This window comes from Rhodococcus sp. PSBB066 (assembly GCF_017068255.1).
Lineage (GTDB): Bacteria > Actinomycetota > Actinomycetes > Mycobacteriales > Mycobacteriaceae > Rhodococcus > Rhodococcus aetherivorans.
The window spans coordinates 1,071,185-1,092,536 of sequence record NZ_CP070859.1 but is presented as its reverse complement, the minus strand read 5'-3'; the positions used below and the strand labels follow the sequence as shown (position 1 = coordinate 1,092,536).

General features: G+C 69.3%; 27 protein-coding genes. 16 read left to right on the top strand and 11 right to left on the bottom strand.

The genetic code is table 11. The annotated features are described in order from the left end of the window. Positions 1 to 105: 105 nt before the first annotated feature. Positions 106 to 663: a PadR family transcriptional regulator gene (locus JYA75_RS05050; protein WP_006932293.1), complete on the top strand. Its 558-nt coding sequence runs from the start codon at positions 106 to 108 to the stop codon at positions 661 to 663. After that, the gene (locus tag JYA75_RS05045; RefSeq protein ID WP_006932291.1) at positions 656 to 1,744 is read left to right on the top strand and encodes an inositol-3-phosphate synthase; all 1,089 of its coding nucleotides are present in this window, start codon (positions 656 to 658) and stop codon (positions 1,742 to 1,744) included. The genes JYA75_RS05050 and JYA75_RS05045 overlap by 8 nt, the downstream gene beginning before the upstream one ends. 96 nt (positions 1,745 to 1,840) lie before the next feature. Here JYA75_RS05045 and JYA75_RS05040 read toward each other — a convergent pair whose 3' ends face one another. From JYA75_RS05040 to JYA75_RS05030, 3 genes are read right to left on the bottom strand one after another with little or no spacing between them, the layout of a single operon-like run. Next, positions 1,841 to 2,593 (bottom strand): SDR family oxidoreductase, encoded by a 753-nt coding sequence (locus tag JYA75_RS05040; RefSeq protein ID WP_006932290.1) that lies wholly within the window; start codon positions 2,591 to 2,593, stop codon positions 1,841 to 1,843. Then, on the bottom strand, positions 2,590 to 3,660 hold the full coding sequence (locus JYA75_RS05035; protein WP_043800920.1) for a phosphotransferase family protein: 1,071 nt from the start codon (positions 3,658 to 3,660) through the stop codon (positions 2,590 to 2,592). Before JYA75_RS05035 ends, JYA75_RS05040 begins: the two co-directional genes overlap by 4 nt. Then, positions 3,657 to 4,907 carry an acyl-CoA dehydrogenase family protein gene (locus JYA75_RS05030; protein WP_043800922.1) on the bottom strand — a complete coding sequence of 417 codons (1,251 nt, stop codon included), beginning with the start codon at positions 4,905 to 4,907 and terminating at the stop codon, positions 3,657 to 3,659. Before JYA75_RS05030 ends, JYA75_RS05035 begins: the two co-directional genes overlap by 4 nt. An 82-nt stretch (positions 4,908 to 4,989) precedes the next feature. On the opposite strand from JYA75_RS05030, the gene JYA75_RS05025 reads away from it, so the two are divergent. Beyond that, a complete protein-coding gene (locus JYA75_RS05025) occupies positions 4,990 to 5,553 on the top strand; it encodes a TetR/AcrR family transcriptional regulator (protein WP_006932287.1) in 564 nt (187 codons plus the stop codon). Here the strand turns inward: JYA75_RS05025 and JYA75_RS05020 are convergent. Continuing rightward, on the bottom strand, positions 5,531 to 6,250 hold the full coding sequence (locus JYA75_RS05020; protein WP_203329750.1) for a class I SAM-dependent methyltransferase: 720 nt from the start codon (positions 6,248 to 6,250) through the stop codon (positions 5,531 to 5,533). The two genes, JYA75_RS05025 and JYA75_RS05020, sit on opposite strands and share 23 nt — an antisense overlap. A 116-nt stretch (positions 6,251 to 6,366) precedes the next feature. On the opposite strand from JYA75_RS05020, the gene JYA75_RS05015 reads away from it, so the two are divergent. Continuing rightward, positions 6,367 to 7,071 (top strand): TetR/AcrR family transcriptional regulator, encoded by a 705-nt coding sequence (locus JYA75_RS05015; RefSeq protein ID WP_065923287.1) that lies wholly within the window; start codon positions 6,367 to 6,369, stop codon positions 7,069 to 7,071. Here the strand turns inward: JYA75_RS05015 and JYA75_RS05010 are convergent. The 6 genes from JYA75_RS05010 to ugpC form a co-directional block, all read right to left on the bottom strand. Continuing rightward, positions 6,974 to 9,115: a transglycosylase domain-containing protein gene (locus tag JYA75_RS05010; RefSeq protein WP_185713317.1), complete on the bottom strand. Its 2,142-nt coding sequence runs from the start codon at positions 9,113 to 9,115 to the stop codon at positions 6,974 to 6,976. The genes JYA75_RS05015 and JYA75_RS05010 overlap by 98 nt on opposite strands. A gap of 170 nt (positions 9,116 to 9,285) precedes the next feature. Then, the gene (locus JYA75_RS05005; protein WP_006932283.1) at positions 9,286 to 9,483 is read right to left on the bottom strand and encodes a hypothetical protein; all 198 of its coding nucleotides are present in this window, start codon (positions 9,481 to 9,483) and stop codon (positions 9,286 to 9,288) included. Then, positions 9,480 to 10,331 carry a carbohydrate ABC transporter permease gene (locus tag JYA75_RS05000; protein WP_006932281.1) on the bottom strand — a complete coding sequence of 284 codons (852 nt, stop codon included), beginning with the start codon at positions 10,329 to 10,331 and terminating at the stop codon, positions 9,480 to 9,482. The genes JYA75_RS05005 and JYA75_RS05000 overlap by 4 nt, the downstream gene beginning before the upstream one ends. Continuing rightward, positions 10,328 to 11,410: a sugar ABC transporter permease gene (locus tag JYA75_RS04995; protein ID WP_029546719.1), complete on the bottom strand. Its 1,083-nt coding sequence runs from the start codon at positions 11,408 to 11,410 to the stop codon at positions 10,328 to 10,330. Before JYA75_RS04995 ends, JYA75_RS05000 begins: the two co-directional genes overlap by 4 nt. A 14-nt stretch (positions 11,411 to 11,424) precedes the next feature. Further along, on the bottom strand, positions 11,425 to 12,702 hold the full coding sequence (locus JYA75_RS04990; RefSeq protein WP_006932272.1) for an ABC transporter substrate-binding protein: 1,278 nt from the start codon (positions 12,700 to 12,702) through the stop codon (positions 11,425 to 11,427). Between the two features lie 146 nt (positions 12,703 to 12,848). Further along, positions 12,849 to 13,922, bottom strand: coding sequence for a sn-glycerol-3-phosphate ABC transporter ATP-binding protein UgpC (gene ugpC / locus JYA75_RS04985; protein ID WP_029546720.1), 1,074 nt, complete (start codon positions 13,920 to 13,922; stop codon positions 12,849 to 12,851). An 85-nt stretch (positions 13,923 to 14,007) separates the two neighbouring features. Here ugpC and JYA75_RS04980 point away from each other — a divergent pair, with 85 nt between their 5' ends. Together JYA75_RS04980 and JYA75_RS04975 are read left to right on the top strand one after the other, a co-directional pair. Continuing rightward, positions 14,008 to 14,817, top strand: coding sequence for a DUF2786 domain-containing protein (locus tag JYA75_RS04980; RefSeq protein WP_065923284.1), 810 nt, complete (start codon positions 14,008 to 14,010; stop codon positions 14,815 to 14,817). Next, on the top strand, positions 14,814 to 15,329 hold the full coding sequence (locus tag JYA75_RS04975; RefSeq protein ID WP_006932256.1) for a TIGR04338 family metallohydrolase: 516 nt from the start codon (positions 14,814 to 14,816) through the stop codon (positions 15,327 to 15,329). The genes JYA75_RS04980 and JYA75_RS04975 overlap by 4 nt, the downstream gene beginning before the upstream one ends. A gap of 26 nt (positions 15,330 to 15,355) precedes the next feature. On the opposite strand, the gene JYA75_RS04970 is transcribed toward JYA75_RS04975, so the two are convergent. Then, positions 15,356 to 15,577 carry a CsbD family protein gene (locus tag JYA75_RS04970; RefSeq protein WP_006932247.1) on the bottom strand — a complete coding sequence of 74 codons (222 nt, stop codon included), beginning with the start codon at positions 15,575 to 15,577 and terminating at the stop codon, positions 15,356 to 15,358. Between the two features lie 292 nt (positions 15,578 to 15,869). On the opposite strand from JYA75_RS04970, the gene JYA75_RS04965 reads away from it, so the two are divergent. From JYA75_RS04965 to JYA75_RS04920, 10 genes are read left to right on the top strand one after another with little or no spacing between them, the layout of a single operon-like run. Beyond that, entirely contained in the window at positions 15,870 to 16,583 is a 714-nt protein-coding gene (locus JYA75_RS04965; protein WP_050036167.1) for a hypothetical protein, read from the top strand. 5 nt (positions 16,584 to 16,588) lie between these two features. Beyond that, complete coding sequence (locus JYA75_RS04960) at positions 16,589 to 17,854, top strand: SRPBCC family protein (protein WP_185713319.1); 1,266 nt, start codon at positions 16,589 to 16,591, stop codon at positions 17,852 to 17,854. After that, positions 17,851 to 18,264, top strand: a complete 414-nt coding sequence (gvpJ, locus tag JYA75_RS04955; RefSeq protein ID WP_185713320.1) for a gas vesicle protein GvpJ — start codon at positions 17,851 to 17,853, stop codon at positions 18,262 to 18,264. Before JYA75_RS04960 ends, gvpJ (JYA75_RS04955) begins: the two co-directional genes overlap by 4 nt. Then, positions 18,264 to 19,061, top strand: coding sequence for a GvpL/GvpF family gas vesicle protein (locus JYA75_RS04950; RefSeq protein WP_050036169.1), 798 nt, complete (start codon positions 18,264 to 18,266; stop codon positions 19,059 to 19,061). Before gvpJ (JYA75_RS04955) ends, JYA75_RS04950 begins: the two co-directional genes overlap by 1 nt. Before the next feature lie 3 nt (positions 19,062 to 19,064). Then, a complete protein-coding gene (locus tag JYA75_RS04945; RefSeq protein WP_050036170.1) occupies positions 19,065 to 19,322 on the top strand; it encodes a gas vesicle protein GvpG in 258 nt (85 codons plus the stop codon). Between the two features lie 6 nt (positions 19,323 to 19,328). Continuing rightward, complete coding sequence (gvpO, locus tag JYA75_RS04940) at positions 19,329 to 19,667, top strand: gas vesicle protein GvpO (protein WP_185713321.1); 339 nt, start codon at positions 19,329 to 19,331, stop codon at positions 19,665 to 19,667. After that, positions 19,664 to 20,050, top strand: a complete 387-nt coding sequence (gvpJ, locus tag JYA75_RS04935) for a gas vesicle protein GvpJ (protein ID WP_050036172.1) — start codon at positions 19,664 to 19,666, stop codon at positions 20,048 to 20,050. The genes gvpO and gvpJ (JYA75_RS04935) overlap by 4 nt, the downstream gene beginning before the upstream one ends. Further along, a complete protein-coding gene (locus tag JYA75_RS04930; RefSeq protein ID WP_185713322.1) occupies positions 20,043 to 20,831 on the top strand; it encodes a GvpL/GvpF family gas vesicle protein in 789 nt (262 codons plus the stop codon). The genes gvpJ (JYA75_RS04935) and JYA75_RS04930 overlap by 8 nt, the downstream gene beginning before the upstream one ends. Beyond that, on the top strand, positions 20,828 to 21,061 hold the full coding sequence (locus tag JYA75_RS04925; protein WP_006932225.1) for a gas vesicle protein: 234 nt from the start codon (positions 20,828 to 20,830) through the stop codon (positions 21,059 to 21,061). The genes JYA75_RS04930 and JYA75_RS04925 overlap by 4 nt, the downstream gene beginning before the upstream one ends. Beyond that, positions 21,054 to 21,347, top strand: a complete 294-nt coding sequence (locus tag JYA75_RS04920) for a gas vesicle protein K (protein ID WP_006932222.1) — start codon at positions 21,054 to 21,056, stop codon at positions 21,345 to 21,347. Before JYA75_RS04925 ends, JYA75_RS04920 begins: the two co-directional genes overlap by 8 nt. Positions 21,348 to 21,352 lie beyond the last annotated feature (5 nt).

Genomic DNA, 21,352 nt, shown 5'->3' with positions numbered 1-21,352 from the left:
CCGTTGTTACATGCACTCCGCTCCAGTATCGTCCTATATATCGGTGCGATATAATCGACAATCGCATCACTCGGATAAGTTCATCGACACGGTGGAGGAGGCCCTTTGCTCGAGCTGGCAATCCTCGGGCTGCTCCTCGAGTCGCCCATGCACGGCTACGAGCTCCGCAAACGACTGACCGGACTGCTCGGCGCGTTCCGCGCCTTTTCCTACGGTTCCCTCTACCCGACGCTGCGACGTATGCAGGCCGACGGACTCATCGAGGAGGACTCGGGAGCACCCGGCACCGTCATGCGACGAGCCCGTCGCGTGTACCAGCTCACCCCGGAGGGCCGTAAGCGCTTCTCCGAGCTGGTGGCCGACACCGGGCCGCAGAACTACACCGACGACGGTTTCGGCGTGCACCTCGCCTTCTTCAGCCGCACCCCCGCCGAGGCGCGGATGCGGATCCTCGAGGGCAGGCGCCGCCAGGTCGAGGAGCGCAGAGAAGGGCTCCGCGACGCAATCGGGCGGGCGAGCGGCACCTTGGACCGCTACACCCGTCAGCTTCATCAGCTCGGGCTCGAGTCGAGCGAGCGCGAGGTCCGCTGGCTCAACGAATTGATCGCCGCCGAGCAGTCGACAGCACAACGCAACACAGAAGGAGAACCCGACCATGGGTGAGAACAGCACCTCGGTGCGCGTGGCCATTGTAGGCGTGGGGAACTGTGCCTCGTCCCTGGTCCAGGGCGTCGAGTACTACAAGGACGCGGAGGCGGGCACCACCGTTCCGGGCCTGATGCATGTCGAGTTCGGCCGGTACCACGTGCGCGACGTCCAGTTCGTCGCCGCGTTCGATGTGGACGCGAAGAAGGTCGGCTTCGACCTCTCCGAGGCGATCTTCGCCAGCGAGAACAACACCATCAAGATCGCCGACGTACCGCCGAGCGGCGTCACCGTCCAGCGCGGCCACACCCTCGACGGCATCGGGAAGTACTACGCCGAGACCATCGAGCTCTCCGAGGCCGAGCCCGTGGACGTCGTGCAGGCGCTGAAGGACGCGAAGGTCGACGTGCTCGTGTCCTACCTGCCCGTCGGTTCCGAAGAGGCCGACAAGTTCTACGCCCAGTGCTGCATCGACGCCGGCGTCGCCTTCGTCAACGCGCTGCCCGTGTTCATCGCCTCCGACCCGGAGTGGGCCGCCAAGTTCACCGAGGCCGGCGTCCCGATCGTCGGCGACGACATCAAGTCGCAGGTCGGCGCCACCATCACCCACCGCGTGATGGCGAAGCTGTTCGAGGACCGCGGTGTGCAGCTCGACCGCACCATGCAGCTCAACGTCGGCGGCAACATGGACTTCAAGAACATGCTCGAGCGTGAGCGCCTCGAGTCGAAGAAGATCTCCAAGACCCAGGCCGTCACCTCCAATCTCAAGAAGGAGATGGGCGCCAACGACGTCCACATCGGCCCGTCCGACCACGTCGGCTGGCTCGACGACCGCAAGTGGGCGTACGTCCGCCTCGAGGGCCGCGCCTTCGGTGACGTGCCGCTGAACCTCGAGTACAAGCTCGAGGTGTGGGACTCGCCCAACTCGGCCGGCATCATCATCGACGCCATCCGCGCCGCGAAGATCGCCAAGGACCGCGGCATCGGCGGCCCCGTGCTGCCGGCCTCCGCCTACCTGATGAAGTCCCCGCCGGTCCAGATGGCCGACGACAAGGCTCGCGCCGAGCTCGAGGCCTTCATCATCGGCGCCGACGCCTGATCCGCGGCTTCCACCGCCTCTGTGGCCGAATGTCACATTTCTTCGATCCAACTGAAGGAATGTGACATTCGGCCACTTCGCGTCGGGAGCGGGAACTCACACCATCCGGCTGACGACGGACAGCGGCAGCACCTTCATCGCATAGGCGAGCGGCGTCCACGGCCAGCTCGGGACGTACGCCTTGTGCGGTTCCTTCTCGATCGCGGCCGCCAGCGCGCGGCACCCGGTCTCGGTGTCGACGATGAACGGCACGTTCTCGACCTTCTCGTTGATCTCCGAGCGGATGAACCCCGGGAAGATCGTGCTCACCCGGATGCCCGTGCGGGCCAGGTCCGCACGCATGCCCTCGCCGAGCGCCGCGACGGCGGCCTTCGACGCCGCGTACGTCGTGAGATTGCGCGGCATCCCGCGCACCGCACTCACCGACGAGATCAGCACCACGTGACCGGCGTTGCGGGGGCGCATGAGCTCGAGGGCGGCCTCGCTCTGCGCCAGTGCGCCCAGGAAATTGGTGTTCGCCGTCTGCGCATTGGCGCGGAAGTAGCCCGTGCCCAGCGGCTGTCCCTTGCCCAGGCCCGCGTTGACGATCACCCGGTCGAGGCCGCCGAGTTCGTCGTCGAACTCCCGGAACACCGTGAACACGTCCTCGTGCCGGTCCACGTCGAGCCGCCGCACCGCGACGGTGATGCCCGGGTGCTTCGCGAGCAGTTCGTCGCGCAACTCCTCGAGTCGCTCGATCCGTCGCGCCGCGAGGGCGAGGTTGCGTCCCCGCGCGGCGAATTCGCGGGCCATGCCGGCGCCGAGGCCGGAGCTCGCGCCGGTGATCAGGATGTTCCTCCGCGTGCTCATGCACGTCCCCCCTCGATCTCGTCGATCAGCGTGTTGCACCGCGAGTCCAGGTAGCCGACGATCACCCAGAAGTCCTTGAACGCCGGGTTGGTGGTCTGCCCGTGGTGGTAGCGGTAGTAGATCTGCTGGGCGATCACCGCGAGCCGGAAGAGCCCGAAGACCTCGTAGAAGCCCCAGTTGTCCACGGCGAGGCCGGTCTTCTGCGAGTAGTAGTCGACGATCTCGCGGCGGGTGAGCATGCCCGGCAGGTCCGACGGCTGCCGCTTGGTGGCGACCAGCATCGGATCGTCGTCCGCCTGCACCCAGTAGGCGAGGGACGAGCCGAGATCCATGAGCGGATCGCCGACGGTGGCCAGCTCCCAGTCCAGCACCGCGACGGGCTGCAGCGGGTCGTGCTCGTCGAGCACCACGTTGTCGAGCCGGAAGTCCCCGTGGATGACCGCCGATGCCACGTCGGCGGGCTGGGTCTCGTCCAGCCACTTGGTGACCCGCGCGAAGTCCGGGACGTTCTCGGTGCGCGCCTTCTCGTAGCGCGCGGTCCATCCCGCGACCTGGCGCGCGACATACCCCGAGCCGCGACTGAATTCGCTCAGACCCGTGGACGCGGGGTCGACGCCGTGCAGTTCGACGAGCAGGTCGACGATCCGCAGGCACAGCGTGCGGGTGCGCTCGGGTGTCAGGTCGAGCTCGGCCGGCGGGTTCGCCCGCAGGATCGTCCCCGGTACCCGCTCCATCACGTAGAAGTCGCTGCCGAGCACGCTGTGGTCGGTGCACAGGCCGACCATGCGCGGCACGTACCGGTAGGCGGGCGCGAGCAGCGACTGGATGCGGTACTCGCGGACCATGTCGTGACCGGAGGACGGCTTGGCTCCCACCGGCGGCCGGCGCAGCACGAGGTCCCGGTCGGGGTAGCGCAACAGATAGGTGAGATTCGAAGCGCCACCGGAGAACTGGTGGACCTCGGGGGTCCCGGCGATGCCGGCGTGCTCGCCGAGCCAGGCCGCGACGGCCGCGACGTCGAAGGCGTCCTCGTCGCGGACGGCGCGGGCGTTGTCGGGAATCGTCACTTGCGCCCCTCCGGGTTGTTGTACTTGCCGAGTTCGAAGCGGGCCACCAGGCCCTGGTGCACCTCGTCGGGGCCGTCGGCCAGGCGCAGCGCCCGCGCGGCCGTCCAGGCACCGGCGAGCGGGAAGTCGTCCGAAAGACCTGCGCCGCCATGGATCTGGATGGCGAAGTCGATCACCTGCTGCACCACGCGCGGGGTGGCGACCTTGATCTCGGAGACGGCGGAACGCGCGCCGGACAGGCCCTGGGTGTCGAGCAGCCAGGCGGTGTTCAGCACGAGCAGCCGCAGCTGATTGATCGCGATGCGGGCGTCGGCGATGCGCTCGCGGTTGCCGCCGAGGTTGACCAGGGGCTTGCCGAACGCGACGCGGTCGAGGCCCCGGCGGCAGGCGAGTTCGAGGGCGTGCTCGGCGAGCCCGATCAGGCGCATGCAGTGGTGGACGCGGCCGGGACCGAGGCGGCCCTGGGCGATCTCGAATCCGCGGCCGGGGCCGGCGATGATCGCGTCGAGCGGCAGGCGCACGTCGGTGAACGACACCTCGCCGTGGCCGCCGGGCTCGTCGTAGAAGCCCATGGCGGACAGCATCCGCTCGACCTTCACCCCGGGGGTGTCGATCGGCACCAGCACCATCGAGTGCTGCTGGTGCTTGGGTGCGTGCGGGTCGGTGAGGCCCATGAAGATGAGGATCTTGCAGTCGGGGCTGCCGATGCCCGTGCTCCACCACTTGCTTCCGTTGAGCACCACCTCGTCGCCCTCGACGACGGCGGTGGCCGCCATGTTCGTCGCGTCCGAGGACGCGACACCGGGCTCGGTCATGCAGAACGCCGAGCGGATCTCGCCGTCGAGGAGGGGACGCAGCCAGCGTTCCTTCTGTTCGGGGCTGCCGTAGTGGTAGAGCACCTCCATGTTGCCGGTGTCCGGGGCGTCGCAGTTGAAGATCGACGACCGGAACGGGGAGCGGCCCATCTCCTCCGCCAGGGGGGCGTATTCGACGTTCGACAGGCCCGCACCGAGTTCGGAATCGGGGAGGAAGAGGTTCCACAGGCCCTGGGCGCGGGCCTTGCGCTGCAGTTCGCGGAACTCGTCGGGCACCGACCACGTCGCGGCACCCGAGCTGTCGCCGCGCGCCGCGAAGGGGGCGACCCGCTCCCGGCGCAGCCTCTCCTCCACGGGCACCACCTCGGTGGCGACGAAGCTGCGCAGCCGCTCGAGATACTCGCGCGAGCGTTCCGATTGACCGAAATCCATGAGGCCTCCGTGGCTCTAACTGAGCAATGCTTAGTTAGACTAGCCGGGCGCGCAGCACACCATCAAGAGGGAGGGACCATCCGTGAGCACCGAGAAGCGGCGGCGCCTGCCTCCGGAGGAACGCAAACGCCAGCTCGTCGCCATCGGCCTGCAGGAACTGGCCGCCCGGCCCATCCATGCGTTGTCCGTCGACCGGGTCGCCGAGATCGCCGGGATCTCCCGGGGTCTGCTGTTCCGCTACTTCCCCACCAAACAGGACTTCTACGTCGCCGTCGTGGCCGCGGCCGCGCGGCGCCTGCTGCGGGCCGCGGTCCCCGATCCCGACGACACCGATCCGTTGCGCGCCGTCGTGTATGCCTTCGTCTCGTTCATCGACCGGCACGGGCAGAACTATCAGGCGCTGTTCCACGGCGGATTCGGCGCCGACCCACAGATCCGGGAGATCCGCGAGGCCATGCGGGGCACCATGGTCGAACGGACCCTGACCGCGCTCGGCACCGAGGGCGACGCATGGACGATCATGCGGTTGCGGGGCTGGTGGGCGATGGTCGAGTCGCTCTCGATCGACCGGACCGCCGAGCCGTCCGTGTCGGTCGACGACGTCGTCGACCATGCCGTCCGGCTCATCCGCGAGGACCGGGTCTGACCGCCACCAGGCAGCCGGTCGACGGCCGGATCTCGTGGAAGGCCGGCTCGTCGAATCCGGCCCTCCGCAGTGCGCCGGCGTAGTTGCGGACGTCGACGGCGGCGATCGGGTCGACCGCCCGGGCGACGTCCGAGGCGCCGGCCTCGTCGTGACGGTGGCGCATCGCACGGGTCAGGACCCGCACCGTGATCGGGCGGATCCGGTCGGTGGGGTACATGTCGGCGAGCAGCAACCGGCCGCCCGGACGGAGCACCCGGAAGAACTGGGCCAGCGCGTCGTCGCGCCGGTCTTCGGGGATGTGGTGCATCGAGAACGTCGCGGTCACCGCGTCGAACGACTCGTCGGGGTCGTCGAGCTCCTGCGCCGTACCGACGCGGAACTCGCAGTGGGGCAGCCTTCGCGCCCGTGCGGTCGCGTGGTCGATCATCTGCCGCGACGGGTCCACCCCCACCACGTGCCCCGTGGGACCGACCCGCTCGGCCAGAACGCGGGCGAATGCCCCCGGTCCGCAACCGATGTCGAGAACGGCCTGCCCGTGCTGGAGGCCGAGCAGGTCCGCCGCCGCGGCGTCGACCCGCGATCGCCGACCGGCGAAGAAGATCGTGTTGAAGGCGGCATAACCACGGACCCGGGTGATCAGCACCCCCGGTCCGTCGTCGTGGACGGTGGACTGTCGCTGGAAGTCGTTGTGTCTCATGGCTCCATGGTTACGACGGTCGCCGCGCGACGCCAGGAGCGAAACCCCGGAAAGTGTCCGGTTCCGGACACTCGGGCGCACAATGTGCGGTAACGCCGACGACCGCAGGAGAACCCGTGCCGCCCACCGAGGACCGCCGGGTCCGACGGACCCGCAACGAACTGCACCGAGCCCTGATCGAGTTGCTCACCGAGAAGGGCTACGACCGCGTCTCCGTCCGCGACATCCTCGATCGCGCCGACGTCGGCCGCTCCACGTTCTACCACCACTTCCGCGACAAGGACGACCTGCTGGTGGTCAGCTGCACCGAATATGTGCAGCGGGCCGTCGAGGAACGCGCTCGGGGACGGCGGACGCCGTGGGGACCGGTGCGCACCGTGTTCGACCTGTGCGAGCAGCACCCGCGGTTGTACGAGGCGCTGGCCGGCCGGCGCAGCGACGCCGTGCTCGTGCGCGCCACCACCCACATGGTCCACGAGGTCCTCGCCGGCCACCTGCGCGAACAGTGCGAGGCGGGGGAGGCGGAGTGCGATCCGGCGGTGCGGTTCCTCGCGTGGGGGATCGTCGGCCTGTTCGGTCCTGTCGCCGCGGGCGAGCTGACGGCCGCGCAGGCGTTCGCCACGTTCGAGGCCGCGGCGCGACCGTGGCGTCTCTCGGACCCCGGGCCGGTCCGACCCGGGGGTCCGGCGGCGGTACCGCTCACCCCCACGGCGGCGCCATCACCTATCCGGGAATCTGGATCGTCACGCCCGGCAGGACCTCGATCTGCTGCGGCACCTGGATCTCCGGCGGCAGCTCCACCGGCGGCGCCGGGATCGTGATCGGCGGCAGCTCCGGCAGCTGCAGCTGGGGCAGCTGCACGGGCGCCGGGGCGTTGTTCGACGGGGCCGTCACCCCGGTGTCGACGGGCACGCCCGCCTGCCCGCCGATCGGCTCGGGCCACGGGAAGCTCTCGACCTCGGTGCCCTCGAGGGCACCGTCCATCGTGCCCTTCCAGATGTCCGACGGCAGCATCGAACCGTAGATCGACCCGCCCCAGCTGTTCGTGATCGCGGTGCCGTCCGGCGTGCCGACCCACACCGCGGTCGACAGCGACGGGGTGTACCCGACCATCCAGGCGTCCTTGTTCAGGCCGGTGTCACCGAGCTGGGTGGTCCCGGTCTTCGCCGCCGACGGCCGCCCGCCCGCGAGCGCGTGTCCGCGCGAGTACGCGGCGATCGGCTGCATCGCCTGCGTGACGTTGTCCGCGACGGCCGGGTCGAGGCGCTGCTCGCCCGGGGACGCGGGCCGGTCCAGCAGCACCTCGCCCTCCGCGTTGACGACCCGCTGCACGAAGTACGGCTGGTGGTAGGTCCCCGACGCGGCGAGCGTGGCGTACGCCGACGCCATGTCGATCACCCGCGACTGGTACTGGCCCAGCACGATGCCGCCCTCCGGCGCGCCGCCGTTGTGGCTGAGCGTGGGGCCCTCGATGCCGGGAATCTCGAGCGGGATGCCGGCCTCGTGGGCGGCGTCGGCGATCTTCTGCGGCCCGTCCTCCATGGCCAGCATCAGCCGGTAGAAGCTGGTGTTCAGCGACCGCTTCAGCGCCTCGGCGATGGTGCACACGCCGCACGACTCGCCCTCGACGTTGCCGATCTCGAGATTGCCGACGGTCAGCGGAGCGCTGCTGAACCGGGCGTTCAGGCCGATGCCGTCCTTCAGCGCCGCGACGAGGCCGAACACCTTGAACGCCGAGCCGGTCTGCACGGGTGCCTGCGCGAAGTCGAACCCGGCACCCTCCTCGCCGCCGTAGTACGCCCGGACCGCGCCGGTGCGCGGATCGATCGACACTACGGCCGTGCGCAGGTTCGCCGGTTCGCCCTCGAGGGTCTCGCGAGCCGAGTCGATCGCCGCCTGCTGCGCCCGCGGATCGATCGTCGTCGTGATCTGCAGGCCCTCGGTGCTGAGCACCTGGCCGCTGATGCCCGCCGCCTCGAGCTCGCGGATCACCTGGGTGCGCAGCAGCCCCTCCGGTCCGCCGGCTTCGTTGGCCTGCGTCGCCTGCGCGGCCGGCACCGTCGGAGGAAACTCCTGGGCGTCGCGTTCGGCGGTGTCGAGCTCGCCCATCTCGACCATGCCGTCGAGGACGTAGTTCCAGCGCGCCTCGATCGCCGGCCGGTTGAACTCGGGGTCGAGCGCCGACGGGGTCTGGATCACCCCGGCGAGCACAGCGCCCTCGGCCACCGACAGCTCCCCGACCGGCTTGCCGAAGTACGCCTGCGCGGCGGCGGCGATGCCGTAGGCGCCGCGGCCGAAGTAGATGGTGTTCAGGTACGCCTGCAGGATCTCGTCCTTGGACCACTGCCTGGCCATCTTCGTCGAGATCACCAGCTCCCGCATCTTGCGGGTGACGGTCCGGTCGGCGCCGACGAGCACGTTCTTGACGTACTGCTGGGTGATGGTGGACCCACCGCCGGCGGTTTCCTTGCCGAGCACGTTGTCGCGGGCCGCGCGGGCGAAGCCGCTGACCGAGAAGCCCGGGTTGCTGTAGAAGTTGCGGTCCTCGGCCGAGAGCACGGCGTTGCGCACGTGCTCCGGGATCTCCGCGAGGTCGACCTCGACACGGTTGCCCTCGGGTGGCACGATCCGGCTCAGCTCGGTGGTACCGTCCGCGGCGTAGACCGTCGCGACCTGATTGGTCCTCATGTCCGACGGGCGGGGCACGTCCGTCGACATGTACGCCACCGCGAACGCGAGCGCCGGCACGAGCACCAGAACGGCCACCACGGCGAGCGCGATGTTGCCGACGATGCGCCACCGCCGCGCTTTCGCAGCGGCGGTGGGTTTCCTGTGCTGGGGGTTCGACGGGGTCGTAGAACTCACACGTACCACTTTCTCGGAAAGATCCGGGTCCGACGAATGATCGCACCCTCTCGATCGCATGGTACGGAGTTCCGTCCCGATGTGACGGGTACCGCAGGCCGCGCGGACACCGCCCGGCCCGCGCGCCCCGGCGGACAAACCGCCTCCGAGCTGCGGCGATACGGCACCCCTCAGGAGCCCGCGCGCCGCCAGGCCCGGAACGTCAGCCCCCACGCCGCCACGCACCCGAGCAGCACCAGCGACGGGACCACCCCGGGCGAGGCGGACAGCAGCTCGGCGACCGCACCGACCAGCGCCAGCAGCGTGACCATGGTCAGGAACCCGAGCAGCAGCTCGAGCCGCTGCCGGCGCGACGGCCGGCGGCTCACGACTTGACGCCGCCGGCGGTCAGGCCCGCGATGATGCGACGCTGGAAGATCAGCACCATCACCACCAGCGGCACCATCACCAGGGTGCCGCCCGCCATGATCGACGCATACGGCGTCACATACGGGTCGGTCCCGGTGAACCGGGCCATCGCCACGGTCACCGGGGCGGTCTTCTCGCTCGACAGCTGCGACATGAGCAGGAACTCGTTGACGGTCGCGATGAACGCGAGGATCGCGGTGGTGAACAGCGCCGGCGCCGCGAGCGGCAGCATGATCATCCGGAACGCCTGGCCCCGGCTGGCGCCGTCCATGCGGGCGGCCTCCTCGAGCTCCCAGGGCAGCTCGGAGAAGAACGAGGTCAGCGTGTAGATCGTCAGCGGCAGCACGAACGAGATGTTCGGGATGATCAGGGCCTTGTAGCTGCCGATCCAGCCGATGTCGGTGAACAGTTGGAACAGCGGCGTCACCAGTGCGACGACGGGGAACATCGACGCGCCGAGGATGATGCCGGTGACGAAGTACTTGCCGCGGAAGTCGAACCGGGACAGCGCGTAGGCGGTGAAGACACCGACCAGCAGCGCGATCGCGGTGGTGGCCCCGGCGATGATCACGCTGTTGAGCAGCGCCCGGGAGAAGTTGACCTTGGCGGACGGGTCCAGGGCGTCCGCGAAGTTCTGCAGCGTCGGGTTCGTCGGCCACGGCGTGGTGCTGAACGTGTCCGCCGGGTCGCGCAGCGCGGTGACGATCATCCAGTAGCACGGGGCCAGGCCCCACACGACGATGAGTGCGACGCCGGCGTAGGTGCCGATGCTGCCGCGCAGGGCCTTGCCGGTGCCCGGTCGGCTCATGCCGGGGTCCCCTTCCGCTGTTCTTCCTGCGTGCGCACCGCGTTGGCGCCGAGGAACCGGACCAGGACGAACGCCACCGCGAAGATGATGAGAAACGTGATCGTCGACAGGGCCGACGCGGAGTTCGCGCCCTGGCGCATCTGGTCGACCACCAGCACCGAGATGGTGGAGGTGGCCGGGTTGGAGCCCATCATGATGGCGGGCAGGTCGTACATGCGCAGCGCGTCCATCGTGCGGAACAGGATCGCGACCATGAGCGCCGGCTTCACCAGCGGCAGCGTGATCTGGGTGAACCGCTGCCAGGCGGACGCGCCGTCGACCTTGGCGGCCTCGTACACGTCCGACGGGATCATCTGCAGCCCGGCCAGGATGAGCAGCGCCATGAACGGCGCGGTCTTCCACACGTCGGCGACGATGATCGCGAACCGCGCGGGCCACGGGTCGGCCGTCCACAGGATCTCGGTGCCGAGGATCTGGTTGGCGATGCCGTCGTTGGCGAAGATGAAGAACCACAGCTTCGCGGTGACCGCGGTGGGGATCGCCCACGGCACCAGCACCGACGCGCGCAGCAGGCCGCGACCGCGGAACGACTTCGCCATCACCAGCGCCATCGCGAACCCGATGACCGTCTCCAGCGCCACCGTCACCACGGTGAAGAAGAAGGTGTTGCCCACCGAACCCCAGAACTGCGAGCCGAGGGTGCCCGGCGGGCACGGGATCGAGCCCGTCGCGGTGCCGCAGCTCTGCGTGATCCAGCGGACGTAGTTCTCGACGCCGACGAAGCCGCCGGTGACGAACCGGCCCGTCTCGGGATCGAGCTTCTTCGCGTCGCCGTGGAACGACATCCACACCGCCCGGCCGAGCGGATACAGAATGACGACGGCCAGCACGACCAGTGTCGGCGCGACGAACGCCCACACCGGTATCCGCCGGCGCGCCTTCACTGCCGCGGCCGGCGGCTCGGGGGGCTCGGGAGCCCGGTGCCGGCCGCCTCCACGGCCACGGTCGGGACCGATCACTGCGGTCCCGACCGTGGTGGTGGGCGACTGGTCCGCGGGCTCGACCTGCGGCTTCGCCATGTACTACTCCTGCATCAGTTGCCGGCGGTCTCGATGCCGGCCTTGGTGTCCGCGAGCGCCTGATCCACCGTCTTCTCACCGCGGATCGCCGCGTAGGCGTTGTCGCGGATGGCCTTGGAGACCTGCGAGTAGTACGGGGTGACCGGACGCGGCTGCGCGTTGGCCAGGGATTCCTTCAGCGTCGCGAAGTACGGGTACTGCTCGAGGATCTGCGGGTCGTCGTAGACCTCCTCGAGGACCGGCGCGCCACCGGCCTCGGCGTAGTAGGTCTGCGACTTGCGCGTCTGCATGAACTCGAGGAAGTCGCGGGCGGTCGCCGGCGCATCGGAGAACGCGCTGATGCCGACGTTGTAGCCGCCCAGGGTGGAGGCGCCGGGGCCGTCCACGCCCGGCAGCACCGCGATGCCGTAGCGGCCGGCGACCGACGAGGACTCACCGTCGGTGAAGAAGCCCGGCCAGGTGCGCATGAACAGGGCGCGGCCCTCGCCGAAGGCGTTCTGCGACTCGCCCTCGGTGTACGTCTGCGCGGCCTCGGGGATGGTCCCGTCCTTGAACGAGTCGACGACGAACTGCAGCCCCTCGGCGGTCTTGTCGTCGATGGCCGGCGTGGTGCCGTCCTCGGCGACGAAGCTGCCACCGTAGGCGTTGACGATCTCGGAGACGTTGACCGTCAGGCCCTCGTAGTTCTTGAACTGGCCGACGTAGCAGTCGATGCCCGCCTCCTGCGCCTTCGGGCACTGCTCCTTCAGCTCCGCCCACGTGGCGGGGGCCTTGTCGACCAGGTCGGTGCGGTAGTACAGGAACGCGCCGTTGGTGTTCTTCGGCGCCGCGTACAGGGTGCCGTTGTAGGTGGCGGAGTCGACCGTGGCGGGCAGCAGGCCGCCGGTCTCGATCGCGTAGTCACCCTCGAGCGGCCGCAGCCAGCCGTTGGCCGCGAACTCGGCGGTGTTGGTGACGTCCACGGCGATGAGGTCGTACTCGTCGCTCTGGGCCTGCATGCGCTGGGTGATGTCGTCGCGCTGCTGGTCCGCTTCCTTGCCCAGCGGCTTGAAGGTGACCTGCTCGTCCGGGTGCTCCGCGTTCCAGTCGGCGATGATGCTCTCGAGCGCCGTGTTCAGCGGATCCTGACCCTCGACGATCGTGATGGGGCCGCGGCCCTCACCGCCGGCGGCGGTGCCCCCTTCGCTGCCCGAGTCCGAGCCGCCGTCGGAGGAACAGGCCGTGAGCACCAGCAGCGACGCGGCGGACGCCGCGACCGCCGCGCGGCGCATCGCCTTCGAGTTCAGAATCATGAATGACTCCCCGTTGAGATCGTGAGAAAAGCCTCGTCGGCGGCACCCGGCCACCGACATCGGCCCTTACTCTGGCATGGAGGGCACCGGACTGCAGGGATTCCGCGCGACCTTGATCGGTTCCGTGTCGTGCCCTGCCGCTAGGCTCAGCCCAGGCGACGTCCGTCGGATGTGGTGAAGACGTGCACCTGGTCCGGGTCGAACCGCAGGTGCACCCGCTCGCCCTTGTGGGGCGGATTGCGCCAGTCCCCGCGCGCGACGACCTGCTGCGGGCGGCCGGCGATCTGGGCGCGGCCGTAGATGTAGGCGTCGGAGCCGAGTTCCTCGACGACGTCGACGTCCATCCCCAGGCCGTCGGGCGCGATCTCGAAATGCTCGGGACGGATGCCGACCACCACCTCCGACTCGGTGACCCGGCCGACGACGTCGCGCGGCACCTGCACGGCGGTGTCGCCGAGCATCACCCCGCGGTCGAAGACCGGCAGCCTGAACAGGTTCATCGCCGGCGAGCCCATGAATCCGGCGACGAACACGTTGGCGGGCTTGTTGTAGAGCACGCGCGGCGACGCGCACTGCTGCAGAATCCCCTTGTCGAGCACGGCGACGCGGTCGCCCATCGTCATGGCCTCCACCTGATCGTGCGTGACGTAGACGGTGGTGGTGCCGAGGCGGCGCTGCAGCTGCGCGATCTGGGTGCGGGTCTGCACGCGCAGCTTCGCGTCGAGGTTGGACAGCGGCTCGTCCATCAGGAACACCTGCGGCTGGCGGACGATGGCGCGGCCCATGGCGACACGCTGCCGCTGCCCACCGGACAGCGCCTTGGGCTTGCGGTCGAGGTACTGCTCGAGGTCGAGCATCTTCGCGACCTCCTCGACCCGTGCGCGGATCTCCGCCTTCGGCGTCTTGGCGAGCTTGAGGGCGAAGCCCATGTTCTCGGCGACGGACATGTGCGGGTAGAGGGCGTAGTTCTGGAACACCATCGCGATGTCCCGGTCCTTGGGCTCCTGCGCCGTGACGTCGCGGCCGCCGATGAGGATGCGTCCGCTGTGCACCTGTTCGAGTCCCGCGAGCATCCGCAGGGAGGTGGACTTGCCGCAGCCGGACGGGCCGACCAGGACGAGGAACTCGCCGTCCTCGATCTCCAGGTTCAACGCGTCGACGGCAGGCGTGGTCGACCCGGGGAACAGACAGGTCGCGTGGTCGAAGGTCACTGGGGCCATGGCAGGAGAATAGGCGACCCCGTCGCCGTGGTGTCCTTTCGGATCACCACGGGTCCGAAAGGGCACCACGGCGTAGCCTGCCTGGGTGAGTTCGGAGAAGATGCTGACCCGCATCGGTGGCCTGCTCCGTCAGGCGGAATCCACCGACAACCCCCACGAGGCCGACGCGTTCCTCGCCGCCGCGCAGCGGCTGGCCACGGCGGCGTCGGTGGATCTGGCGGTGGCGCGTGCCCACACGGCGGGCCGGGAGCGCCGGGCCACCCCCGTGCAGCGCCTGATCACCATCGGCGAGGCCGGCCGGAAGGGGTTGCGGACGTACGCGCAGCTGTTCCTGGCGATCGCCGCCGCCAACGACGTCCAGTGCGACATCACCACGACGTCGACGGTGATCTACGCCTACGGCTTCGCCTCCGACATCGACGTGTGCGAGGCGCTGTACTCCTCGCTGCTGGTGCAGATGGTCCGCGCCTCCGACGCGTACCTGCGCTCGGGCACCTACAAGGAGGAGACGACGGTGCGCACGGTGGTCGAGACCCGCGGGGGACGGCGGGTGCGGGCCCGGGTGCGCCGGCCCGTCGCGGCCGTCACCGCGCGGCTGAACTTCCAGTCGGCGTTCGCGGCGCGGATCGGCCGGCGGCTCGCGGAGGCGAAGCAGGACGCGGAGCAGGAGGCGGCGGCCGCCGCACCGGGCACGGCCCTGGCACTGCGGGACAAGCAGATCGAGCTGCGAGACTTCTACCGCAGCACGTCCGAGGCGCGCGGCAGCTGGCGCGGGCCGGGGGTGGGGGTGGGGCACTCGTCCGACGCCCGTCGCGCGGGGGACCGGGCGGGACGGCAGGCGCGCCTGGGAACGACTCCGGAACTGCCGACTCCGGCCCGGCGGTTGCCGCGGTGACCCGGCTGCGCGACACCCAGAGGACCGCCGTCTACGAGGCGGAGTCCTTGGTACGCAAGATGTTCGACCGCGCCGACGAGCGCGGACTCCGGGTGGTGGAGCTGGCCGGGTCGCAGGTGACCCTGCCGGTGGAGCGGCGCTTCGCCTCCATTGATTCCGTCCAGGCGTACGTGGACTCGGTGCTGGCGCTGAACTGGGTGCGGGCGCGCTGGTCGCGGGCGTCGGTGCGGGTGCGCGTTCGGGCACGCGCCGGCCATGCCGCCGCTCACTACGAAAGCGATTGCGCCACAATCGCGCTCCCGGAGCACCGCGCGAACACCGCGTGGGCGTTCCGCGAGCTGGTGGTGCTGCACGAGCTGGCGCACCATCTGGATGCGTCCGATCCGGACGATCCGGCGGAGCCGCCGCACGGACCCGCGTTCGTCGACCGGTTCCTGACCCTGGTCGGCGAGATCATCGGGCCCGAGGCGGCGTTCGCCCTGCGCGCCTGCGGCTTCGCCGCCTGCGAGTGACGCCCGCCGACGGTGCGCGGGGAGGCTCAGCGGAGATCGGAACGATGTGACCTGTTCTTGAATCGCCCTTGGGCATTCCTTACCGCGTGGGTGAGGTGGTCGCCGAACTGCTTGACGCGCCCGGAGACCTGGCCGCGCCTGCCCACGCTCTGCAGGTTCTTGTTTCCGGTCCGCTTGCCCAGGTTGTACCGGGTCTTGCCGACCACTTCCTCGGCCTTGTGCATCACCTTGTTGGCGAGGTGAGCCATGGTGCCCTCCTTAGCATTTCTGCGGGGACGGAGCCGCGCCCCGTCGAGGGTTGTCATACCCCAGGGGTGCCGCCGGGAAACACCTCCGGGACATACCGATCGGTCCTTTATCACACCCTGGTGGTGCCGCACGCGCATTCCTGTTGATCGTCAGCGAACCGATGTTTGAAATGCGTAGTGTGGGCTACACCACATTCGAACCGCACCGCGGGCCCGACGCACCGGACCAGACATCGTGCGCAGCCGAGAACCTGCCCGCATCGCGGCCACTTGCAGGCGAAGGAGAATGGTCATGAAAGGTGGGGCACGAGTCGCTGCCGGGGTGAGTATCGGGTACTTCCTCGGTCGCACGCACAAGATGCGGCTGGCGTTGATGCTCGCGGGGGCAGGCCTGACGGGACGCCTGCCGAGCAACCCGCAGGACATCCTCAAGCGTGGGGCCTCGATGGTCGGGTCCTCCCCGGAACTCGTCAAGATCACCGATACGGTTCGTGGCGAACTGTTGATGGCCGCCCGCGCGGCCGCGGTCACCGCCGCGAGCAACCGGATCGATTCGCTCAACGATCGGCTCCAGCAGCGCGCCGCCGGACGTTCCAAGGCTGCCGAGGAGGAGCCGGAGGAAGAGGAGTACGCCGGCGAGGAGCCCGAAGACGAGTACGCCGAAGGCGAATACGAGGAGGAGCCGGGCGAGGAGTCCGCCGAAGAGGAGGAGTACCCGGAGGAGGAAGCCGAAGAGGAGGAAGCCCCGGAGGAGGAAGAGGGCGCTCCGGAAGAGGCCGAGGAAGCCGAGGAGGAGGCCCCGAAGCCCGCGCGGCGGCGGCCGGCCGCCCGACGGCGCACCTCGGAATCCGCGAGCCGTCCCAAGGCATCCCGGGCCAAGTCGAAGCCACAGGAACCGGAGGAGTCCGGCGACGAGGGCGAGGAGCCGTCGAAGCCCCGGCGACGCAGCACCCGCGCTGAGACACCCTCCACCGGACGCGCTCCGGTCCGGCGCACGAGGAAGTGAGTCCGATGACGCGATCACTCGGAGACGCCACCCGCCGGCTGGGCAAGACCGCCACGGAGACCGTCGGCAAGGCCGGCAAGACCGCCGCCGGCACCGCGGGACAGGCCGGTAAGACGGCCACCGGGGCGGCCGGAAGCGCCGGCAAGGCGGTGCAGGACCTCTCACCCACCAAGCACCTGCAGAAGTCACTACAGGGTCTGGCCGGGACGTTTGCCGAGCGTGCCCTGTCGACGGTCTCCGACAAGGTGACCGGGACTGCTGGGCGCCTCAACGACTATGCCGAGGGCGGGGGCGGCAACCTGATGAGCGCCTTGACCGGCGGCCAGAAGTCCGCGGAGGGCGAGTCGTCGGTCAAGTCCGCCATGAGCACCGGCCTGGAGAACATCAAGCAGACCGCCAAGGACAAGTTCGAGGGCGTCAAGGAATCCCTCGGCGGAGGCGGCAAAGGCAAGGGCGCCGGCGGCAAGAAGATCAAGCTCACCAATATCGTCGAGCAGATCGACGTCGGCGTCCCGATCGAACTTGCCTACGACATGTGGACCCAGTTCGCGGACTGGCCGAAGTTCATGAAGAAGGTCGAGCAGGTCGAGCAGGCTTCCGACGAGAAGCTGCAATGGACCGGGAAGGTTTTCTGGTCGCGACGCACGTGGGAGTCGACGATTCTCGAACAGGTTCCGTTCGATCGGATCGTGTGGCGCTCGAAGGGCGCCAAGGGCTACATCGATGGGGCGGTGACCTTCCACGAGCTCACCGACAACCTGACCCGGATCATCATGGTGCTCGAGTACCACCCCAAGGGGCTGTTCGAGAAGACGGCCAACCTGTGGCGGGCCGTGGGTCGACGAGCACGACTGGAGTTCAAGCACTTCGAACGCCATGTGATGACCGAGGCCGTCCTGCACGCCGAGGACATCCAGGGCTGGCACGGCGAGATCCGTGACAGCGAGGTCGTCAAGGACGACGAGACCGCCCGGCGCGAAGAGGAGGAACAGGAGCAGGAGGACCAGGAGCAGGACGTCGGGGACGAAGGCGCCGAGGACGAACTCCCCGAGGACGAGACCGAGGACGAACTCCCCGAGGATCAGGACGAGGAAGACGAAGGCCTGCAGGACGAGGAGGACGAGGAGCCGGAGGAGGAAGACGAAGGCCTGCAGGACGAGGAGGACGAGGAGCCGGAGGAGGAAGACGAGGAGCCCGAGGAGGAACCGGCACCCTCACGGCGACGGCGCGCGGCCACCCGTAAGGGTGGCAGGCAAGGAGCACGCACATGAGCATCCAACCCGCCGGCGGCGGGGGCGGCGGAGGCGGCGGCGGCACCATGGCCCGTCCGAATTCGTCGGGCCTGGCCGATGTCATCGACACCATCCTGGACAAGGGACTCGTCATCGACGCGTTCGTGCGGGTGTCGCTGGTGGGCATCGAACTGCTGACCATCGACGCACGCATCGTCGTTGCCAGTGTCGACACCTATCTGCGATTCGCCGAGGCGGTGAACCGGCTCGAGATCTCGCAGAACGAACCGAAGGGCCTGCCCGACCTCGTCGGTGACATCACCCAGGGCGGCGCGAAGCACAAGACCAAGGGCGCGCTCGAGGCCGCGGGCGAGAAGGTCATGGACTTCCTCGGCGACGTGGAGGACAAGCGGCAGCCGGCCAGCCGACCGAAGAGAAGGGGGGATTGATGTCCACCGATCAGGCCGCAGAGGCACCCGAGAGCGAAGGCGGGCAGAGCACCGCGATATACGTGTACGGCATCGTGCCGGCCGACGTGGAGCCCGAGGAACACGCGAAAGGCGTGGGGAAGCCCCAGAGCGACGTCGCGGTGGTGCGCCACGGCGACATCGCCGCACTGGTCAGCGAGATCTCGGTCGACCGGCCGCTCGGCACGCCCGACGATCTGAAGGCGCACGCGGAACTGCTGGACGGTTCCGCGGCCGTCGCGCCCGTGCTGCCGCTGCGATTCGGGGCGGTGATGACGGATGCGGAGGCGGTGGAAAGGGAGCTGCTCGAGGAGCACCACGACGAGATGAAGGCAGCACTCGACGAACTCGAGGGCCGCGCGCAGTTCGTGATCAAGGGCCGCTACGTCGAGAACGCCGTCCTGCGCGAGGTGCTCGACGAGAACTCCGAGGCCGCCCGGCTGCGCGACGAGATCCGCGACAAGCCGGAGGACGCCACCCGCGACGCCCGCATGGCCCTCGGGGAGATCATCAGCCAGGCGATCGAGGCCAAACGCGCCGAGGACACCCGCCGGGTGGTCGACGCCCTCGAAGCCCTCGAACCGATGGTCAACGACCGCCAGCCCACCCACGAGGAGGACGCGGCCCACGTCGCCGTCCTCGTCGAACTCGACCGTCAGGGCGAACTCGAGGAGGCGGTGGGTTCGCTCGCGCAGGAGTGGGACGGCCGGGTCGAGATGACGCTGCTGGGCCCGATGGCGGCGTACGACTTCGTGATGAAGCGGGAACCGGAGGGCTGACGCATGGGACTGATCTCGTCCATCCTCATGTTGCCGTTCGCCCCGGTCAAAGGCGTGATCTGGCTCGGCGAAGTCATCCAGGACCAGGTCGAGCAGACGCTCCACGACCCGGCGACCATTCGGAGGGAGCTCGAGGAGATAGACGAGGCGGCGGCGGCCGGACAACTGTCGGAGGACGAGAAGGAGAAGGCCCAGCAGGCCGTCCTGGACCGCATGATCCGACCGGGCGGTGGCACGACATCCGCCGAAGGGAGGGAGTGAGACCCCGTGAGCGGCAAGACGACGCCCGAGGATTCCGACGACGTCCAATCGTCGGAACCGGGTCAACTGCCTGCGCTGACGGCAGGCGAGGCCGCCGCGACCGCGATCGAGCAACTCACGCGACTGACCTCGAAGGAACCGCAGGGGGCCACCTCGGTGGAGCCGGCCGATCACGGCTGGACGGTGGAGGTCGAGGTGCTCGAGGATCGGCGCATCCCGTCGTCGGCGGACATGCTGGCCCTCTACGAGGTGGAGATCGACCTGGACGGAAACTTGCTGGCCTACCGCAGAACCAGGCGATACGGCCGCGGCAGCAGCGACATCGGGGGAAGGGACCGGACATGACGGTGATGGGGGGCAGCTCGTCGCCGCAGCCGTCCGGGGGCGGTCACCAGTCGACGAACCTCGGCGACATCCTCGAGCGGGTCCTCGACAAGGGGCTGGTGATCGCCGGCGACATCCAGGTGAATCTGCTCGACATCGAGTTGCTCACCATCAAACTGCGGTTGGTGATCGCCTCCCTCGAGACGGCCAAGGCCGTGGGCATCGACTGGTGGGAGTCGGATCCGTGGCTCAGCAGCAAGGCCCGCAACCGCGAGATCGATCGGGAGGACGACAAGCTCGAACTCGAGAACCGGCGGCTGCGCGAGCGGATCGCCGAACTCGAGTCCGGGCAGGGCCGCGAGGCCGTCGAGAGCGCTCGCGTGGAAGAGGAGGATCGTGACTGACGGAACCGGAGTGTGGTTGTACGCCGTGACGGACGACGGGCTCGCCGAGGAGGACCTCGGCGAGCTCACCGGCGTCGCGGGAGAAGCGGTGCGCGCCGTGACCGCCGGGGGGCACGCCGCCGTCGTGGGTTCGGTGCCGCTCGAGGTGTTCGGGGAGGAGCCGTTGCGGCACAACCTCGAGGACCTGCAGTGGCTCGAGGCGACGGCCCGGGCGCACGACGCCGTGGTGTCCGCCCTCGTGCGGCGGGGTGCGGTGATCCCGCTGCGCCTGGCCACCGTCTATCTCGACGACGCCCGCGTGCGCGATCTGCTGGACGAGCGGCGTGCGGACTTCGAGTCGGCGCTGACCCTGGTGACCGGCCGCACGGAGTGGGGGGTCAAGGCGTACGGCGACCGGCGGGCCCTCGCCGACGCGGTGGCGGAGGCGCAGATCGCGGGCAGCGCCAAGGGCTCCGGCACCGCCTACCTGCTCCGTCGCCGCGCCCAGCTGTCGGCGCAGGAGTCCGTCGAGCGCGACGCCGCGGCCCGCGCCGACGAGATCCACTCCCGGTTGGTGCGGCAGGCCGCCGCCGGCCGGCGTCAAGCCGCGACGGATCCGGCGCTGAGCGGCCGGCGGGACTGGATGGTGCTCAACGGAACCTATCTGGTGGACGACGACCGCGCGGACGAGTTCGCGGCGACGGTCGAGGAACTCGGCAAGGAGATTCCCGGGATCCGGCTCGAGCTGACCGGGCCGTGGCCGCCGTATTCGTTCGCCGGTGTGGAGCGGACATCCCCATGAATCACGTCAGCGAGAGCGCCGACGGCGAACGCCGCATCGCCCTCATCGACCTGCTGGACCGGGTGCTCGCCGGCGGGGTCGTCATCACCGGCGACATCAAGCTGTCCATCGCGGACGTCGACCTGGTGCAGATCTCGCTGCGTGCCCTGATCTCGTCCATCAGCACGCTGTCGGTCACCGGGATCGAACCGCCCGTCCCCCGCGACGCCCTGGAGGCGCCGGATGAGTGAATTCGAGGGCATTTCACCGCGTATCGACTCGGATCCCGAGTCGGTCGAGCGTGGGCTGGTCACGCTCGTCCTCACCCTCGTGGAGCTGCTGCGGCAGCTGATGGAGCGGCAGGCGCTGCGGCGCGTGGACGAGGGGGACCTGAGCGACGAGCAGATCGAGCGCATCGGCACCACCCTCATGCTGCTCGAGGAACGCATGGGGGAGTTGCGTGACCACTTCGGGCTCACCCCCGAGGATCTCAACATCGATCTCGGACCGCTGGGGACGCTGCTGCCCCGGGAGTGAGCCCG

Coding starts and splice junctions, on each gene's coding strand:
- JYA75_RS05045 (WP_006932291.1), top strand. CDS start 656: ATGGGTGAGAACAGCACCTCGGTGCGCGTGGCCATTGTAGGCGTGGGG.
- gvpJ (WP_050036172.1), top strand. CDS start 19,664: ATGACGGTGATGGGGGGCAGCTCGTCGCCGCAGCCGTCCGGGGGCGGT.
- JYA75_RS05040 (WP_006932290.1), bottom strand. CDS start 2,593: ATGAGCACGCGGAGGAACATCCTGATCACCGGCGCGAGCTCCGGCCTC.
- JYA75_RS05030 (WP_043800922.1), bottom strand. CDS start 4,907: ATGGATTTCGGTCAATCGGAACGCTCGCGCGAGTATCTCGAGCGGCTG.
- ugpC (WP_029546720.1), bottom strand. CDS start 13,922: ATGGCCCCAGTGACCTTCGACCACGCGACCTGTCTGTTCCCCGGGTCG.
- JYA75_RS04950 (WP_050036169.1), top strand. CDS start 18,264: ATGTCCACCGATCAGGCCGCAGAGGCACCCGAGAGCGAAGGCGGGCAG.
- JYA75_RS05000 (WP_006932281.1), bottom strand. CDS start 10,331: ATGAGCCGACCGGGCACCGGCAAGGCCCTGCGCGGCAGCATCGGCACC.
- JYA75_RS04990 (WP_006932272.1), bottom strand. CDS start 12,702: ATGATTCTGAACTCGAAGGCGATGCGCCGCGCGGCGGTCGCGGCGTCC.
- JYA75_RS05020 (WP_203329750.1), bottom strand. CDS start 6,250: ATGAGACACAACGACTTCCAGCGACAGTCCACCGTCCACGACGACGGA.
- JYA75_RS04970 (WP_006932247.1), bottom strand. CDS start 15,577: ATGGCTCACCTCGCCAACAAGGTGATGCACAAGGCCGAGGAAGTGGTC.
- JYA75_RS04965 (WP_050036167.1), top strand. CDS start 15,870: ATGAAAGGTGGGGCACGAGTCGCTGCCGGGGTGAGTATCGGGTACTTC.
- JYA75_RS04925 (WP_006932225.1), top strand. CDS start 20,828: ATGAATCACGTCAGCGAGAGCGCCGACGGCGAACGCCGCATCGCCCTC.
- JYA75_RS04945 (WP_050036170.1), top strand. CDS start 19,065: ATGGGACTGATCTCGTCCATCCTCATGTTGCCGTTCGCCCCGGTCAAA.
- JYA75_RS04960 (WP_185713319.1), top strand. CDS start 16,589: ATGACGCGATCACTCGGAGACGCCACCCGCCGGCTGGGCAAGACCGCC.
- JYA75_RS04920 (WP_006932222.1), top strand. CDS start 21,054: ATGAGTGAATTCGAGGGCATTTCACCGCGTATCGACTCGGATCCCGAG.
- gvpJ (WP_185713320.1), top strand. CDS start 17,851: ATGAGCATCCAACCCGCCGGCGGCGGGGGCGGCGGAGGCGGCGGCGGC.
- JYA75_RS04995 (WP_029546719.1), bottom strand. CDS start 11,410: ATGGCGAAGCCGCAGGTCGAGCCCGCGGACCAGTCGCCCACCACCACG.